This is a genomic window from Streptomyces sp. NPDC046876, from assembly GCF_040645035.1.
GTDB lineage: Bacteria > Actinomycetota > Actinomycetes > Streptomycetales > Streptomycetaceae > Streptomyces.
The window spans coordinates 1-16,835 of record NZ_JBEYXK010000029.1 but is presented as its reverse complement, the minus strand read 5'-3'; the positions used below and the strand labels follow the sequence as shown (position 1 = coordinate 16,835).

The following is a 16,835-nucleotide window of genomic DNA, read 5'->3' as shown; positions in this document are numbered from 1 at the left end:
AGGTCTCCGAGGACGGCGTCCGTGAGGCTGCGCCCCTCGGCGGCTGCCTCGTCCCTTCGCCATATGCCACGGCACGCGCTGGGAGTCACGCGTACCCGCGCAGTGCCTTGTGTGCGCCGTGAGCCTCGATGAAGCCCTGGATCGCCTCCGGGTCGCGGGCGAAGCCGGCGGGCCGCCACTTCGTCTTGCTGCCGTCGGGGTAGCGCAGGCCGAACCACATGGAGACGGCGGCCGACGAATCAGAACTGGCCACTTGCAGCTTCATGCCGACCAGATCCTTCTCCGCTCGGAGCCGGATGCACCTCGGGCCGTGACCGCTACTCGGCCGCGTCCTCCTGGTAGCCGTACGGGCGCGTGATGATCTCCAGCGCGTGTCCCGACGGATCCAGGAAGTAGACGCCGCGGCCGCCGTCGTTGTGGTTGATCTCGCCCGGGTGCTTCTGGTATGGGTCCGCCCAGTACGGGATCCCGGCCGCCTCGATCTTCGCGAACGAGGCGTCGAACTCCGCCTCGGAGACCAGGAACGCGTAGTGCTGCACGGTGATGGGTTCACCGGGGGCTGCGCTCGCGAAGTCCAGGGTGACACCGTTGCCGGTTTCCACCGGGACGAACGGCCCCCACTCGGCCCCGACCTCCAGGCCGAGGATGTCCGCGAGGAACGCGGCGGACTCCCGGTTGTTCCGGGAATGGACGATCGTGTGGTTCAGGCTGACTGACATGTGTGAATGCCTCCGCAAGGCACATCACGGGCACCTCCATGCCTCACCCGGTCGGTGACCGACACGCGATGCCGTGATCACGATCCTATGCACGCCTGCGGGACGAGTCCACCCCTTTCGGTCGAAGTGTCCCCCCGGTCAACCCCCGTACACCGTCTTCACGTTGTCCTGCGCCGGGTGCGTCCGCCCGGCCGGGCCCGCCGCGAACACCCGCAGCAGGTTCTCCGTCACCCGGGTGGTCAGGGCCCCCGCCTTCGCGTCCAGGCCGTGGTTGGCGCCGCTGCGCCCGTCGCCCGTCGCGTCCAGGGCCTCCACCCAGCGCATGGTCCCCGTCGCGAAGACCCCGGCGCCGCTGGGCACCGTGTAGTACGCCGTGTCCTGGTGGCTGGGCCGGCCCTCGCACACGACCGGGGAGTGGGCCAGGATCTCGATCGGCCGCGGGGTCGGGAAACCGGTGTTGACCTTGTCGTACTCGACGCCCACCAGGTGCGCGAACCGGTCGCCCGCCTTCACCCCGGTGCCCTCGAACAGCCAGTGCTCAGGGTGGGTCACCACGTACGGGGCGTCCACCGGGTAGCCGTCGTAGATCACGCCGAGCAGCGCGCTCTCCGGGTCGGCGCCCGGGGCCGAGCGGAAGTCGACAGTGGCCGGCTGCCCCCGCTTGAAGCCCGGGTCCTGCTCGTAGGAGCTCTTGTAGCACACGACGGTACGGTCCGGCCCGAGCTCGGAGGGCTCCAGCCGGATCCGGCGGAAGCAGCAGTTGGCGCCCAGGACCGCGATGTTGGTGCCGGCGTCGCGGGCAGCGGTGAAGTGCGCCCGCTGCTCCGGCGACCAGTACTCGTCGTGGCCGAGCGACAGCACCGCCGCGGCCCCCTCCAGCAGCCGCTTCTCCCGTGCCACGTCGGTGGTCGTGGCGTAGGCCAGGGGTACGCCGAGCCGCTCGGCGAGGGCCAGCAGCGGAGCCTCGTACACCAGGAACAGCCCTGCGCCGTCGTCGTAGTCGTACGGGCGGTCGAAGGTCACCGCCAGCGACCGCGTGCCGTACGCGCCGTTCGGTCCGTCGTAGCTGCCGTAGCCGCCCCACCGGTTGTACGCCTGCCAGGTCGCCACCGCGTTGACCACGACGGTGTGTCCCGCGGTGGCCGCCGACCGCACGGTGACCGGCACGAAGCGCTGGCCCTCGCCGCCCTGTGCGTCGAGCCGCAGCAGGTAGCAGCCCTCCGGCCAGCCCTTGGTGTCGACGGTCGCCGTACGCGGCCACCGGGTGCGCACCATCCGGGTCGCGGGGTCCACCGTGTGCTCCGGCTGGCGCACGCCGGGCAGGGCCTCGGAGCGCCACACCAGCCGGGCCCGCGCGCCGCCGTACCAGCCCATCCGGTACGCGGAGACGGTGAACCGGGGTGCGGTGGTGGAGACGTGCAGCCCGAAGGACTCGCCGGGCAGCACGCTCACCTTGTCGGCGAAGCCCTCGATGGCGCGCGCCGGGCCGGCCTTGGACACGTGCCAGTCGGCGTTCCCCGGCTTGGCGTTCTCGGCCTTGACGTCGAACCCGCCCGGGGCGCCCACGGCCGCGGAGGCGCGGGCGCTCGGACCGGTGCCCTGCCCCGCCCGCAGTGCCTGGCCGGCGTCGGCGTCGGCGTCCCCGTCCGCGCAGCCGGCCACGGCCCCGAGCCCGGCGAGGGCGGCCGCCCCCGTCGCGATCGTGAGGAACCGTCGTCTGCCTGCCGCTGCGCCGTGCCCGGGCGCGTGCTCCTGCTCCATGGAGGGCACGTTATGTCACCCTTGGGGGCCGTCCTTCACCGGATCGGGTGTACGGCCCGTGATCCGCGCCACGACCGCTCCACCGGCCGAATCCGGCCCGCCCGTCCGCGGCCACCCACGGGTGAGAGAGGCTGTGCACGTGAAGCGAACCAGCACCCGACTGGCCGACGGCCGCGAGATCCTCTACTACGACACCGATGACGGCGCGGCCCGCGCGGTCCACCTCGACACCCGCCCCCTCGACGCACCCGCCGCCGGCTCCGAGGTGCGCCGCGACCCGCTGCTCGGCGACTTCGTCGTCATCGCCTCCCACCGCCAGGGCCGCACCCACCTGCCGCCCGCCGACGACTGCCCCCTGTGCCCCTCCACCGAAGGCCGCGCGAGCGAGATCCCCGCCCCCGACTACGAGGTGGCCGTCTTCGAGAACCGCTTCCCCTCCCTCGCCGGCGACACCGGCCGCTGCGAGGTCATCTGCTTCACCCCCGACCACCGCACCTCCTTCGCCGAGCTCGACGAGGAGCGCGCCGCGCTGGTCCTCGCCGCCTGGACCGACCGCACCGCCGAACTCTCCGCCCGCGAGGGCGTCCGGCAGGTCTACTGCTTCGAGAACCGGGGCGCCGAGATCGGCGTGACCCTCGGCCACCCGCACGGCCAGATCTACGCCTTCCCCTTCATCACCCCCCGCACCACCCGCATGCTGGCCACCGTCGCCGCGCACCGCGCCCGCACCGGCGGCAACCTCTTCGAGGAGGTCCTCGCCGCCGAACGCGCCGAACCCGCCGAGGGCACCCGGGTCGTCCTCGCCGGGGAGCACTGGACCGCCTTCGTGCCCTACGCCGCCCGCTGGCCGTACGAGGTCCACCTCTACCCGAACCGCCGCACCGCCGACCTGACCACCCTGGACGACGCCGCCCGCGCCGAGTTCCCCCGCGTCTACCTGGAACTGCTGCGCCGCTTCGACCGGCTCTTCGACCGGCCGGAACCCACGCCGTACGTCTCCGCCTGGCACCAGGCGCCGGTGGCGGGCGAGGGGCGCGCCGACTTCGCGCTCCACCTGGAGCTGTTCACGGTCCGGCGCACCGCCGACAAGCTCAAGTACCTGGCCGGCACCGAATCCGGGATGGAGGCCTACATGAACGACGTCCGGCCCGAGGACGCGGCCGCCCGGCTGCGGGAGGTGGCGAGCCGGTGACCGCGACCCCTGCTGCCGACGCGTTCCGCCGTCTGTACGGCTCGGCGCCCGAGGGCGTCTGGGCCGCCCCCGGCCGGGTCAACCTGATCGGGGAGCACACCGACTACAACGACGGCTTCTGCCTGCCCTTCGCCCTGCCGCAGCGCACGCAGGTCGCCGCCTCCCGGCGCACGGACGGGCTCCTCAGGCTCCACTCCGCCGACGTCCCCTCCGGCGTCCTCACCCTCCGCCTCGCCGACCTCGATCCGGCGCGCCCGCCGCAGGGCCCCGACGGCTGGGCCCGCTACCCCGCGGGAGTGCTGTGGGCCCTGCTGGACGCCGGCCTTCCGGTCAGCCCGCTCGGCGGGGCCGACCTGCACATCAGCTCCGACGTCCCGGCCGGAGCGGGCCTGTCCTCCTCCGCCGCCCTGGAGGTGGCCACGGCCCTGGCCCTCACCGACCTGTACGGCATCCCCGTCACCCGGACCGAGCTCGCCGCACTCGCCCGCCGGGCCGAGAACGCGTACGTCGGCGTGCCGTGCGGCGTCATGGACCAGACGGCCTCGGCGTGCGCCACCGCCGGGCACGCCCTGCACCTCGACACCCGCAGCCTCGACCGGCAGCACATCCCCTTCGACTGCGCGGCCGCCGGACTGCGCCTGCTCGTCATCGACACCCGCGTGAAGCACGACCTCGCCGACGGTGCCTACGCCGAGCGCCGTGCCTCCTGCCACGGGGCCGCCGCCTTGCTCGGGCTGCCGGCCCTGCGCGACCTGCCGTACGCGGACCTCGACGCGGCCCTGGCCCGGCTGGGCGATCCGGTGCAGCGCCGGCGCGTCCGGCACGTCGTCACCGAGAACGAACGCGTCGTACGGGTCGAGGAGCTGCTGCGCGCCGGACGGCTGCGCGACGCCGGGCCCCTGCTCACCGAGGGGCACGCCTCCCTGCGCGACGACTACGAGGTGTCGTGCCCGGAACTCGACCTCGCCGTGGCCACCGCCGAAGCGGCGGGCGCGTACGGGGCCCGGATGACCGGCGGCGGCTTCGGCGGCTCCGCCCTGGCCCTGATCGACGCGGACGCCGAGGCGGCGGTCGCCGGGGCCGTCACGCAGGCCTTCGCCCGGGCGGGCCACCGGCCGCCGCGCATCACGGCGGCGGCCCCGGCGGCGGGAGCGCACCGACTGCAATGAGCCGCAGCACGGGCCCGAGCATGCATGCGTCTGCAGTACGGGCCCGAGCCCGAAAGGGACCGAGAGCCTGCACAACGACTCCGTCTAGACTGGCCGTTCGGGCCAGTGACCACGAGCCGGACGAGTGTGGAGGACAACCCGCATGCGCTATCTCCCCCTGGGCAGTTCAGGCCTTCAGGTCTCCGCCGTCGGACTCGGCTGCAACAACTTCGGCGGCTGGCTCGACGCCCGCGCCACCCGCGAGGTCGTCGACGCCGCCCTCGACGCCGGCATCACCCTCCTCGACACCGCCGACATCTACGGCGGGGGCGGCGGCTCCGAGAGCCACCTCGGCAAGGCCCTCAAGGGCCGCCGCGAGCAGGTCGTCCTCGCCACCAAGTTCGGCTTCGCCGGCGTCGACATGGGCTACGGGCCCGCCGCCGGGGCCAAGGGCGGCCGCGCCTACATCCGGCGCGCGGTCGAGGAGTCCCTGCGCCGCCTGGACACCGACCACATCGACCTCTACCAGCTGCACAGCCCCGACCCGGCCACCCCCGTCGCCGAGACGCTGGCCGCGCTCACCGAGCTCGTCGCCGAGGGCAAGGTCCGCTACATCGGCCATTCCAACCTCAGCGGCTGGCAGCTCGCCGAGGCCGCCCACGTCGCCCGCGAGACCGGCGCCGTCCCCTTCGTCTCGGCGCAGAACGAGTGGTCGCTGCTCCAGCGCTCCGTCGAGGCGGAGCTCGTCCCGGCCGCCCGCCACTACGGCCTCGGCGTCCTGCCGTACTTCCCGCTCGCCAACGGGCTGCTGACCGGGAAGATCCGGCGCGGCGCGCCCGTCCCCGCCGGATCCCGGCTGGAGGGGCGCGACGCTTACCTCACCGAGGAGCGACTCGACACCGTCGAGGCGCTGGCCGCCCTCGCCGACAAGCACGGCCGCAGCCTCCTCGACCTGGCCATCGGCTGGCTCTCGGCCCAGCCCGGCTGCGCCTCCGTCATCGCCGGGGCCACCTCCGCCGAGCAGGTGCGCGCCAACGCCGCCGTCGCCGACCGCCCGCTGGAGGCGGAGCTCCTGGCCGGTATCGAGGCGGTCACGGGCACCGCGGGCCCGGTGGCCTGAAGGACGACGCCGGGGCTCAGCTCGGCGCGCCCGACAGGACCTCGACGCGACCCGTGTCCAGCCAGTAGTAGGCGCCGACGACGGCCAGGGAGCCCTTCTTCACCAGGGGCCCCAGGTCGGCGTTGGCCCGCAGGCTGTCCGCCGTGATCCTGATCTGGTTGCGGGTCATGGTGTCGACCGGGTCCTTGCCGGGGCTCTTGGCGGTCTCCTCGTACGCGGGCTGCAGGGCCTTGGCGATGGCCTGGAGGTTGCCGGGCAGGGCCCTGCCCTCCTTCATCGCCTTGTAGGCCGCCTCGATGGCGCCGCAGCGCTGGTGCCCGAGCACCATGACGAGCGGGGTGCCGCCCGTCATCGGGCCGTACTCCACCGAGCCGGTGACCACCGGGCCGACCGCCTGCCCGCCGGTGCGCAGGACGTACAGGTCGCCGAGCCCGGTGTCGAAGATCAGCTCGGGCGCCACGCGGGAGTCGATGCACGACAGCACCACCCCGTACGGGTTCTGTGCCTGGGCCACCAGCTCGCGCCGCTCCGGGTCCCGGTCGGGGTGTTCGAGCTCGCCGCTCACCCAGCGCTCGTTGCCGGCCATCAGGCGGTCGTACGCGGCCTTCGGGGTGGACGGGGGCTCGGGCGGCGCGGCCGTGACGGCCTTGGGGGAGCTCGCGGAGGAGCACCCCGACAGCACCGCGGCCGCGGTCGCGGCGGCGGCCGCGAGTCCGCCGGTCAGCACGGCCCTGCGGGCCGGACGTCCTGCTGGCTCCATCGGTCGTACCCCTCGCTGTCGCGCAGACGTGCCGACCGCGATTGTGAGCAGCGAGGGGAGCGCCGGGGCCTGCGGCACACGCGCGCACGGGCGCCGTTGACGCGAACGGCCCACACCGGCCGGCAGGCCGTCAGGACACGATGTCCTTGCGCGCGAACCCGCGGAACGCGAGCGCGCACAGGACCAGCGCGTACGACACCGACACCGCCGCCCCCTCGACCATGCCGCCCCATTCCGGCTGCGGCTGGAGGGCGTCCGCCCAGGCGAACTGCCAGTGCGCCGGCAGGAAATCCCGCCACGAGCCGAGCGCCGTCACCGCATCCAGCACATTGCCCACGATGGTCAGCCCGACCGCCCCGCCGACCGCGCCCAGCGGCGCGTCCGTCCGCGTCGACAGCCAGAACGCCAGCCCCGCCGTGACCAGCTGCGACACGAAGACGTACGCGGCGACCAGCGCGAGCCGCCAGACCGCGTCCCCCGCCGCCAGGACCCCGCCCGCGGGCAGCTTCAGCGGCCCCCACCCGTACGCGGCCGTGCCCGCCGCCAGCGCCACCACCGGCAGCAGCACGATCGCCGCCAGGCTGAACCCGAGCGCGACCACCAGCTTGCTCCACAGCAGCCGTGCCCGCGGCACCGGCGAGGCCAGCAGGTAGCGCAGCGAGGACCAGCTCGCCTCGGAGGCCACCGTGTCCCCGCAGAACAGGGCCACCGGCACCACCAGCAGGAACCCGGCCGACACGAACAGGCAGGTGGCCGCGAAGTTCGCGCCCGAGGCGGTCGCGGTGTCGATGAACGAGATCCGCCCGTCCCCGCCGCCGCGGCCGCCGTCCTGTCCGCCGCCCACCGCAAACGCGATGATCATGACGAAGGGCAGTGCGGCCAGCACCCCGCCCATCACCAGCGTCCGCCGCCGGCGCCACTGCCGCAGCGCCTCCACCCGCAGCGGCAGCGTCCGGCCCGGCCGGTAGCCGGCCGCGACCTCCGCCATGGCGCTCACGCCGTACCTCCGATCAGGGTCAAGAACGCGTCCTCCAGCCGCCGGTGCGGCCCCACCCCGCTCACCGGCACCTCCAGCCGCACCAGTTCGGCGATCAGACCCGCGGCCGTCGCCCCGTCGAGCCGTACGAGCAGGCCGTCCTCGCAGGCCACCGCGGACTCCACTCCCTCCAGCGCCGCCACCTTCGCGACGGTCACCTCCTCGACCGGCTCCTCCAGCGACACCAGCAGCGTGTTCCCGCCACCGGTGATCTCGCCGACCTCGCCCGCCTGCACCAGCCGCCCGCGGTCCATGACCACCAGGTGGGTGCAGGACTGCTCCACCTCGGACAGCAGATGGCTGGAGACGATCACCGTTCGGCCGCCCGCCGCGTACCGGATCATCACGTCCCGCATCTCCCTGATCTGCGGCGGGTCCAGACCGTTCGTCGGCTCGTCGAGGATCAGCAGGTCCGGCAGACCCAGCATGGCCTGGGCGATCGCCAGCCGCTGCCGCATGCCCTGGGAGTACGTGCGCACGGCGCGCTCCAGCGCATCGCCGAGCCCGGCGATCTCCAGGGCCTCCGCCATGTGCGCGTCCTCGGCGGGCCGGCCGGTGGCCCGCCAGTACAGCTCCAGATTGGCCCGCCCCGACAGGTGCGGCAGGAACCCGGCCCCCTCGACGAAGGCCCCGACCCGCGACAGCACCGGCGCGCCGGGCCGTACCGGATGCCCGAACACCCTGATCCCGCCGGCGTCGGGGGAGATCAGGCCCATCAGCATCCGCAGCGTGGTGGTCTTGCCGGCGCCGTTCGGCCCGAGCAGCCCCAGCACCTGCCCCTTCTCCACCCGGAACGACAGGTCCCGTACCGCATAGCGGTCCTGCGCCTTCGCGTACCGCTTCGTCAGACCCGTGATGTCCAGGGGTACGTCGGCGAGCGCGGGGTCGGGCCGCGCCGTGCCCGGCCCCTCCGCCCCGGCCCGTGCACCGCCGCGGCCGGGCCGGCGCAGGCCGAGCAGTGCCGCGGCCAGCAGGGCGGCACCCAGCGGCAGGGCCCAGGTCCAGGCGGGCAGTCCCGCCGAGGCGGTCCGCACCCCGTCGGCGACCGGGACGGCCAGCGGGCCCTGGAGGGACACCGTGTACGAGGCCGGGGCGGCGGGGGAGGCGTAGCCGAGGTCGGTGGCCGACACCACGAGCCGCAGCCGGTGCCCGGCCTGCACGGCGTGGTCGACGGCCGGCAGCCGCAGCTCCACGGCCCGGCCCCGGCCCCCCGCGTCCGTCACCCGTACGGGGGCGGCCAGCTGGTGCGGCAGTACCGCCTGCCGCCCGTCCGGCCCGACGTCGTACACCTTGCCGAACAGGACGGCCGAGCCGTCGGCGGCGGTCGACCTCACGTTCAGGGTGACGCTCGGCGCCCCGGTGATCCGCAGCTCCCCGGCCAGCGGCTCCGACTCGAACCGGGCGTACTGCCCGGGGAAGTCCGTCGACAGCCCGGCCCCGAAGGCCGCGAGCTGCCCGCCGATTCCCGGTACGGACGACAGCGCCGCGGGGGTCCCGCCCGCCGGGTTGGCGAAGGTCTGCTCCCGCTCCGGGCCGGCCAGCGCGACCTGCGTGCGGTCCGCACCGAGGCCGGGGTAGTGCTCTCCGCTCGCACCGCGCAGCCGCACCGCCCCGTCGGTGGAATCGATGCCGCCGGAGCGCGAGACGCGGAAGGCCGGACCGGTGTCGGCGCCCTCGTCCCCCTTGAGATACCGGTCGAACCAGGCCGCGACCCGGGCCTCGACGCGGCGGGCCTCGCGCATCCCGCCGTCGTGGCCGCCGGCCGCCCAGTCCACCGCCACGGGCGCCCCGTTCGCGGCGATCGCCCGGGCCATCGCATCGGCCTGGTCGAGCGGGAAGAGCGAGTCGTCCTGGCCCTGCACGATCAGCGCCGGCACCCTGATCCGGTCCGCGACCGCCGACGGGCTGCGCCGCTCCAGCAGGTCCCGGGCCTCGGCGTCGGGGGTCCCGGCCGCCGCGACACGCTCGTACATGGCGCACAGCTCCGGCTGGAACCGGCCGCACGCGCCGGCGCCCGCACCGGCTCCGTTCGCCGGGCCGCCCGCACCGGCAGCAGCCGGGGCCTCGCTCGGGGCCGCGGCGGACGGGAGGCCGGGGGCCGTCAGCCCGCCCGCGGAGCCGGTGGTGAAGAACAGCCCCGCCCACAGCTTCTTGAAGACCCCTTGTGGGAACAGGGAGTCCGCGAGGTTCCAGTACGTGATCTGCGGGGCGATCGCGTCGACCCGCCGGTCGTACCCGGCGGCGAGCAGCGACACCGCCCCGCCGTACGAGGCCCCGGCGACCCCGACCCGCGGATCGCCCGCGCCGTCGAGCTGCACCTCGGGCCGCGCCGCGAGCCAGTCGACGAGCCGGGAGACGTCCTTGACCTCGTACGCGGGATCGTTCAGCCCGATCTGCCCGCCGGAGCGGCCGAAGCCGCGCGCCGACCAGGTCAGTACCGCGTAGCCGTCGCGGGCCAGCCGCTCGGCCTGCGCGCGCACGTCGTCCTTGCTGCCCCCGAAGCCGTGGCCCAGGAGCACCGCGGGACGCCGTCCCGGCCCCGCGGGGGTGAACCAGGAGGTGTCGATCGCGGCGCCCGGCATCTGCAGCACCCGGTCCTCGCGGTGCACGGCCGGCTCCCCGCCGGACGCGGCCGCCGTCCAGGTCCCGGCCCCGGCGACGACGGCGAGCGCGGCGGCGCCCGCGAGCAGGCGGCTTCGGCGGCGCCGCAGGAACGGCGGCTTCGGCAGTCGGAGCGTCATACGTCGAACCCTAGACGCCGCCCCCGCCCCGGCTCAGCGCCCCCAGGCGGACCCGCCCACCTCCTTGAGGACTACGCCCGGCACCCCGGCGTACCGCGACCGCGGTAGGCGGCCCGCCGCGACTCCGCCCGACCTGCGCGCTGCGCCCGGCGGCGGGAGGATGTCGGCATGCTGCTCGCCGAGGTCGCGCGCGTCTCCCGGGAGGTCGCCGAGACCTCCGCCCGGTCCCGCAAGACCGCCCTGCTCGCGGAGCTGTTCGCCGCCGCGCCCGCCGCCGAGGCCGCCCTGGTCATCTCGTACCTGGCCGGACGGCTCCCGCAGGGCCGACCCGGTCTCGGCTGGCGCACCCTAGGCCGGGAGGTCGCCCCCGCCGACCACCCCACCCTCGGTGTCGCCGAGGTCGACGCGGCGGTGGCCGAGCTCGCCGTCGTCGCCGGAACGGGGTCCCAGGCCGAGCGCCGCCGGATCCTCGACGCCCTGCTCGGCGCCGCCACCGCACCCGAGCAGCGGTTCCTGCGCAGCCTGCTCTCCGGAGAGGTCCGCCAGGGCGCCCTCGACGCGGTGGCCCTGGAGGGCGTGGCCGCGGCCGCCGGGGTGCCGGCCGCGGAGCTGCGCCGCGCCGTGATGCTGGACGGGTCGCTGCCCCGGGTGGGGGCGGCGGTCCTGGCCGAGGGTGCGGACGCGCTCGGCCGGTTCACCCTGCGCGTGGGGCGGCCCGTCCAGCCGATGCTGGCGGGCACCGCGGCGTCGATCGCCGATGCGCTCGCCGCGCTCGGGCCCTGCGCGGTGGAGGAGAAGCTCGACGGCATCCGGGTGCAGGTGCACCGCGAGGGCGAAGAGATCCACGTCTACACGCGCTCCCTGGACGAGATCACCGGCCGGCTGCCGGAGGTGGTGCGGGCGGCGCGGGCCTTCGCGGGCGACCGGTTCATCCTGGACGGTGAGGTCATCGGGCAGCGCGCCGACGGCCGCCCGGTGCCCTTCCAGGACATCGCGAGCCGGGTCGGCTCCCGCGTCGACGTCGAGACCGCCCGCCGCACCCTGCCCGTCACCCCGTACTTCTTCGACGTGCTCGCCGCCGGGGAGGACGTCCTGCTCGACCGGCCCGTACGCGAGCGGTACGCGGTCCTCGCAGCCCTGGTCCCGCAGGAGCACAGGGTCCGGCGGCTGGCGGTCGAGGACCCGGCGGGGCAGGCGGTCGAGGCCGAGGAGTTCTGGGCGGAGACGCTGCGCCGCGGGCACGAGGGCGTCATGGCCAAGGCCCTGGACTCCGCGTACGCGGCCGGCCGGCGCGGCCGCTACTGGCTCAAGGTCAAACCGGTCCACACCCTGGACCTCGTCGTCCTCGCCGCCGAGTGGGGCCACGGCCGGCGCACCGGGTTCCTGTCCAACCTGCACCTGGGCGCGCGGGCCGCCGACGGCACCTTCGCCATGCTCGGCAAGACCTTCAAGGGCCTCACCGACGAGATGCTGCGCTGGCAGACGGCCCGGCTGCGCGAGCTGGCCGTGCAGGACGACGGGTTCACGGTCCGGGTGCGGCCCGAGCTCGTCGTGGAGATCGCCTACGACGGGCTCCAGCGCTCCCCCCGCTACCCGGCCGGGGTCGCGCTGCGCTTCGCCCGGGTGCTGCGGCACCGCCCGGACAAGAGCGCGGACGAGGCGGACACGGTGGAGGCGGTCCTCGGCGGACCGGGGCCGGCCGCGACGGACGACCGCAGCGGCGATCGGACCGGCGACGGGACCGGCGAAGCGTCCTGAGGCCCGAGCGGGCACTCGCGCGCTTTTGCCTCAGAGGCAAGGCGGATTGCCTACCAGGCAAGGTTCTGGCTCAATCGGAGCATGACACCAGGTCCTCCCGGTCCCGGCGGCCCCGGCGACGCGGCCGCACCCGGCACCGGCACCGCATCCGACAGGCTGCCCGCCGTCGCCCCGCAGCTGCGCGAGCTGCGCCGCCGCGCCGGACTCACCCTGGAGGCGGCCGCCGCACGGGCCAGGCTCTCGCCGGCCCACCTCTCCCGGCTGGAGACCGGGCGGCGCCAGCCCTCGCTGCCGCTGCTGCTCGGACTCGCCCGCACCTACGGTACGACCGTCTCCGAGCTGCTCGGCGAGACCCCCGCCGTGGCCGATCCCATCGTACGCGCGGGCGGTCCGGGTGCCCGGGAGGCCGACGGCTGGACGTACTGGCAGGCAGGCGGCTCCGGCCGCGGCATGCAGGCCCTGCGGGTGCACGTGCCGCACGGCCGCAGCCAGGGCGAGCTGGTCCGCGTACACCCCGGAGAGGAGTGGCTGTACGTCCTGAAGGGGCGGCTGCGGCTGCACCTGGCGGAAGCCGAGTACCTGCTGGAGCCGGGGGACAGCGCGCACTTCGACTCGCTCACCCCGCACCGGATCGCGGCGGCCGGCTCCGGCGGCGCCGACCTGCTGTTCGTCCACACCCTGCTGCAGAGCAGCCTCGCCGGGCTGTGCCTCGGCGGCGGCCCCGGCGCCGCGACCACCCACCACCGCCCCTGAGGGCCGAGAGCCCCGGGCCCGTGACCAAGGAGCCCCACCCCATGCGCCTGCAAGGCAAGTTCCCGCGCGGACTGCTGATACGGCTGATCGCCTACCTGTTCGTCGGCCACCTCTTCGCCTTCTTCGTCTACCTCCTCTTCCTGCTGGGCGGTCAGAACCAGTGACCGGCCGGGCAGTTTTCCCCTCACGGCACTAGGAACCTGCAGGTCCTGTCGCTACCCTCCGCGCATGATTCCCACGGTTGTCTGGGGCACCGGCAACGTCGGCCGGTTGGCCATCCGTGCCGTGGCGGCCCATCCGGCACTGGAACTGGCCGCCGTCATCGTCCACCATCCCGACAAGGTCGGCCTCGACGCGGGCCGGCTCGGCGAACTCGGCCACGACACCGGCGTCGTGGCCACCGACGACGTCGAAGCGGTCCTCGCCGCCCGGCCGCGGGCCGTCGTCTACGCGGCGACCGGCGACATCCGGCCCGACGGGGCGCTCGCCGACATCACCCGGGCCGTGCGCGCGGGGGCGGTCGTCGTCAGCCCGGCCCTCTACCCGCTCTACGACCACCGCAGCGCCCCGCCGGAGTTCCGCGATCCGGTCGCGGCCGCCGTCGCGGAGGGCGGCGGCTCCCTGTTCGCCTCCGGAGTCGACCCCGGCTGGGGCAACGACGTGCTCCCGCTCCTGCTCAGCGGACTCGGCACCCGTATCGATGCCATCCGCTGCCAGGAGATCTTCGACTACTCCACCTACGACCAGCCCGACTCGGTCCGCGACCTCGTCGGCATGGGGCAGCCGCTGGACCGGCTGCCGATGATGCTCGCCCCGTCCGTCCCCACCCTCGTGTGGGGCGGGCAGATCCGCATGATGGCCCGGGCCCTCGGCGTCGAACTCGACGAGATCCGCGAGACCGTCGACCGCCGCCCCCTCGAACGGACCGTCACCACCCGCACCATGGGCGTCTTCGAGGCCGGCACCCAGGGCGCCGTCCGCTTCGAGGTCCAGGGCATCGTCGACGGCGAACCCCGCCTCGTCATCGAACACGTCACCCGCATCCACGGCTCCTGCGCCCCCGACTGGCCCGTGCCGCCGGACGGCGGCGACGGCGCCCACCGGGTGATCATCGAGGGCCGCCCGCACATCGAGGTCACCGTCGAGGCGGCCGACGAGGGCGGCAACCGCTCCGCAGGGGGGAACGCCACGGCCGTCGGCCGTCTGGTCGGCGCCATCGACTGGCTGGTGGAGGCACCGCCGGGCCTCTACGACGCCCTCGACGTCCCGCTGCGCCCCGCCGTCGGCAGACTCGCAAGGACCGGAAGGAAACAGCCATGACCGGCATGAGGATCGACATACCCGAAGGGCAGCACCCGATCGAGTACGTCTGGGGCGACATGGTCCCCGGGATCGGCGCGGCCGCCGCGAACTTCTCGCTGTCCGTGTACGCCCACACCACCCTGGGGCTCCGCGAGTTCGAGGCCGCGCGGCTGCGCGTCGCCCAGATCAACGGCTGCGTCTTCTGCCTGGACTGGCGCACCGAGCGGGACGGGCAGAAGGTCGAGGAGGAGTTCGCCGACGCGGTCGCCGCATGGCGCACCACCGACCGCTTCGACGAGCGGACCCGGCTGGCCGCGGAGTACGCCGAGCGCTACACCCTCGACCACCACCACCTCGACGACGCCTTCTGGGAGCGGATGACCACCCACTACAGCCAGCTCGAGATCGTGGAGCTGACGATGAGCATCGGATCCTGGCTGGCGTTCGGCCGCCTCAACCACGTGCTGGGCCTCGACAGCGTGTGCGTGCTGCCGGGTCACTGAGGCAGGGGCCCGGGAACCGGGCGCACGCCGGCAGCGGTGCGGGGCCGGCCGGTGCGCCCGGCGGCCCCGGGCTGCCCGCGCGGCGGGGGGCCGCGCCGTGCCCTACAGGTCGGTGGCGATGATCTTCTCGATGTTGCGCTCGGCGAGGGCCGTGATGGTGACGAACGGGTTGACGCTCGTGTTGCCGGGGATCAGCGCGCCGTCGATCACGTACAGGCCCGGATGGCCGTGCAGACGGCCGTAGTTGTCGGTGGCCCGGTCCAGCACCGCACCGCCGAGCGGGTGGTAGGTGAGGTGGTCGCCCCACACCTTGTTCGTGCCGAAGAGGTCGCTCCGGTAGATCGTGCCCTCCTTGGCGTTGATCCGGTCGAAGATGGTCCTGGCCATGTCGATGGACGGCTGCTTCCACGCCGTCTGCCAGTTCAGCCGGACCGTGCCGGAGGCCGCGTCGTACGTGAACTCGGCGCGGTTCGGGTTCTTCGTGATCGACAGGTAGAAGGAGGCGTACGTCTCGATCCCGGTCGGCAGCGGTGCCACCTCGGCGAAGGCGCCGCCCGCGTCCCAGTTGTCGATGCCGCCGCAGGGGATCGAGGCCTGGACCTTGCCGGTGGGGTCCCAGAGGTGGTTGGCGCGGCCGCACATGACGTTGCCGTTGTCGCCCCAGCCCTTGCCGATCTCGCCGTTGAGGCCGGGCAGGGCACCGGTCGCCTTCAGCCGGACGAGCAGCTTGCTCGTGCCGACGCTGCCCGCCGCGAAGAAGACCCGGTCGGCGGTGACGGTCTTGGTGGCGGTGGTGTCGCCGGAGGTGTTGATCTGGTCGATGACGACGCTGTAGCCGCCGCCGGCCGCGGGGGAGACCGAAGTGACCTCGTGCAGCGGGGAGACGGTGACCCGGCCCGTGGCCCGGGCCTCGGCGAGGTAGGTCTTCTGGAGCGACTTCTTGCCGTGGTTGTTGCCGTAGAGGATCTCCCCGGCCACCGCCGACTTCGGGACGGTGCCGGCCGCCTCCTGCTTCATGTAGTCCCAGTCGTAGACGTCGGGGACGAAGACGAACGGGAACCCGGAGCGCTGGGCGTGCTTGCGGCCGACGCGGGCGAACTGGTAGCAGTCGACCGTGTCGAACCAGGCCGGGTCCACCAGGCCCACGCCGAGCCCCGCATTGGCCCGCGGGTAGTACGTGCCGTACATCTCGTCGGCGTTCACCGACGGCAGGATCGCGCCGAAGTTGGAGCGCTTCGGGGTGACCGCCATGCCGCCGTTGACGAGCGAGCCGCCGCCGACGCCGCGGCCCTGGTAGACGATGATCCCGCCCATCTCCTCGGCGTCGAGGATGCCGGTGTAGCGCGGGATCTCCCTGTCGATGGGGAAGCCGAGGAAGTTGCTCAGCGGCTGTTTGGTCTTGGTGCGCAGCCAGTACGAGCGCTGGTCGGGGCTGGTGGTGTTGCAGAAGACGTTCCCGTCCGGGCCGGGGGTGTCCCAGGCCATCCCCATCTCGACCATGTGGACGTCGACGCCGGCCTGGGCGAGGCGCAGCGCGGCGACCGAGCCGCCGTAGCCGGTGCCGATCACCAGGACCGGCACGCGCGCTCCGGATTCGATGGGGCCGGCCGTAGCGGCGGCCGCGGCGGCTGCGGGGCCGCGGGTGAGGGCGTGGGCGGCGGTGGTCTGCCCGGCGAGGACGGCCGCCCCGACAAGAGAACCCGTTCCAGTGATGAACCCGCGGCGCGATATCCCGTGCGGGCCGTTGCCGCACTGGCCTTTGTCGCTCATGTGACGTTCCTCACTCTCGAAGGAATGGGAACGAGTTCTACTGCTGCCCGCGCATGAAGTCACTACATACGTCTAGGTAACTTCCGGCCCTTCACGGGCCTCGCGGACCGGATCCGGGGCGTCCCGCCCGCCCCGGACCAGCAGCGGGGACGCCGCGGCGGGGGCGCACCGGGCGGCGGCGGATTCCGGCCGCCGCGGCGCTGAGCAGGCCGGCGCCCCCGCCGCCGGCGCGCGCCGAGGGGCCGCCGCCGCCGGCCCCCCGCGGGCGGGAG

General features: G+C 74.3%; 15 protein-coding genes. 8 read left to right on the top strand and 7 right to left on the bottom strand.

Annotated features, from left to right (window positions below; all coding sequences use genetic code 11):
- Positions 1–85: 85 nt before the first annotated feature.
- The 3 genes from ABZ924_RS17875 to ABZ924_RS17865 form a co-directional block, all read right to left on the bottom strand.
- The gene (locus ABZ924_RS17875) at positions 86–265 is read right to left on the bottom strand and encodes a hypothetical protein (protein ID WP_361910083.1); all 180 of its coding nucleotides are present in this window, start codon (positions 263–265) and stop codon (positions 86–88) included.
- 52 nt (positions 266–317) lie between these two features.
- The gene (locus ABZ924_RS17870; RefSeq protein ID WP_361910080.1) at positions 318–719 is read right to left on the bottom strand and encodes a VOC family protein; all 402 of its coding nucleotides are present in this window, start codon (positions 717–719) and stop codon (positions 318–320) included.
- Positions 720–857: 138 nt separating this feature from the next.
- Positions 858–2,480: a N,N-dimethylformamidase beta subunit family domain-containing protein gene (locus tag ABZ924_RS17865; RefSeq protein WP_361910078.1), complete on the bottom strand. Its 1,623-nt coding sequence runs from the start codon at positions 2,478–2,480 to the stop codon at positions 858–860.
- 139 nt (positions 2,481–2,619) lie between these two features.
- On the opposite strand from ABZ924_RS17865, the gene galT reads away from it, so the two are divergent.
- The 3 genes from galT to ABZ924_RS17850 all read left to right on the top strand — a co-directional run bounded on the left by galT (position 2,620) and on the right by ABZ924_RS17850 (position 5,940).
- Entirely contained in the window at positions 2,620–3,672 is a 1,053-nt protein-coding gene (galT, locus tag ABZ924_RS17860) for a galactose-1-phosphate uridylyltransferase (RefSeq protein ID WP_361910075.1), read from the top strand.
- Positions 3,669–4,841 carry a galactokinase gene (gene galK / locus ABZ924_RS17855; RefSeq protein WP_361910072.1) on the top strand — a complete coding sequence of 391 codons (1,173 nt, stop codon included), beginning with the start codon at positions 3,669–3,671 and terminating at the stop codon, positions 4,839–4,841. The genes galT and galK overlap by 4 nt, the downstream gene beginning before the upstream one ends.
- A gap of 142 nt (positions 4,842–4,983) precedes the next feature.
- Complete coding sequence (locus ABZ924_RS17850) at positions 4,984–5,940, top strand: aldo/keto reductase (protein ID WP_361910069.1); 957 nt, start codon at positions 4,984–4,986, stop codon at positions 5,938–5,940.
- Positions 5,941–5,956: 16 nt separating this feature from the next.
- Here ABZ924_RS17850 and ABZ924_RS17845 read toward each other — a convergent pair whose 3' ends face one another.
- The 3 genes from ABZ924_RS17845 to ABZ924_RS17835 form a co-directional block, all read right to left on the bottom strand.
- Positions 5,957–6,700, bottom strand: coding sequence for a carbonic anhydrase (locus ABZ924_RS17845; protein ID WP_361910066.1), 744 nt, complete (start codon positions 6,698–6,700; stop codon positions 5,957–5,959).
- A 130-nt stretch (positions 6,701–6,830) separates the two neighbouring features.
- Positions 6,831–7,688: an ABC transporter permease gene (locus ABZ924_RS17840; protein WP_361910226.1), complete on the bottom strand. Its 858-nt coding sequence runs from the start codon at positions 7,686–7,688 to the stop codon at positions 6,831–6,833.
- A 5-nt stretch (positions 7,689–7,693) separates the two neighbouring features.
- Complete coding sequence (locus ABZ924_RS17835; protein WP_361910063.1) at positions 7,694–10,477, bottom strand: alpha/beta fold hydrolase; 2,784 nt, start codon at positions 10,475–10,477, stop codon at positions 7,694–7,696.
- 168 nt (positions 10,478–10,645) lie between these two features.
- Between ABZ924_RS17835 and ABZ924_RS17830 the strand changes: the two genes are divergently transcribed.
- The 5 genes from ABZ924_RS17830 to ABZ924_RS17810 all read left to right on the top strand — a co-directional run bounded on the left by ABZ924_RS17830 (position 10,646) and on the right by ABZ924_RS17810 (position 14,793).
- Positions 10,646–12,235 carry an ATP-dependent DNA ligase gene (locus ABZ924_RS17830; RefSeq protein ID WP_361910060.1) on the top strand — a complete coding sequence of 530 codons (1,590 nt, stop codon included), beginning with the start codon at positions 10,646–10,648 and terminating at the stop codon, positions 12,233–12,235.
- An 81-nt stretch (positions 12,236–12,316) separates the two neighbouring features.
- Positions 12,317–12,988 (top strand): XRE family transcriptional regulator, encoded by a 672-nt coding sequence (locus ABZ924_RS17825; protein ID WP_361910057.1) that lies wholly within the window; start codon positions 12,317–12,319, stop codon positions 12,986–12,988.
- Positions 12,989–13,029: 41 nt separating this feature from the next.
- A complete protein-coding gene (locus ABZ924_RS17820) occupies positions 13,030–13,152 on the top strand; it encodes a DUF6126 family protein (RefSeq protein WP_361910054.1) in 123 nt (40 codons plus the stop codon).
- Positions 13,153–13,216: 64 nt separating this feature from the next.
- Positions 13,217–14,308 carry a dihydrodipicolinate reductase gene (locus tag ABZ924_RS17815; protein ID WP_361910052.1) on the top strand — a complete coding sequence of 364 codons (1,092 nt, stop codon included), beginning with the start codon at positions 13,217–13,219 and terminating at the stop codon, positions 14,306–14,308.
- 5 nt (positions 14,309–14,313) lie between these two features.
- Entirely contained in the window at positions 14,314–14,793 is a 480-nt protein-coding gene (locus ABZ924_RS17810) for a carboxymuconolactone decarboxylase family protein (RefSeq protein ID WP_361910223.1), read from the top strand.
- Positions 14,794–14,895: 102 nt separating this feature from the next.
- On the opposite strand, the gene ABZ924_RS17805 is transcribed toward ABZ924_RS17810, so the two are convergent.
- The gene (locus ABZ924_RS17805; RefSeq protein WP_361910049.1) at positions 14,896–16,563 is read right to left on the bottom strand and encodes a GMC oxidoreductase; all 1,668 of its coding nucleotides are present in this window, start codon (positions 16,561–16,563) and stop codon (positions 14,896–14,898) included.
- Positions 16,564–16,835: the final 272 nt, after the last annotated feature.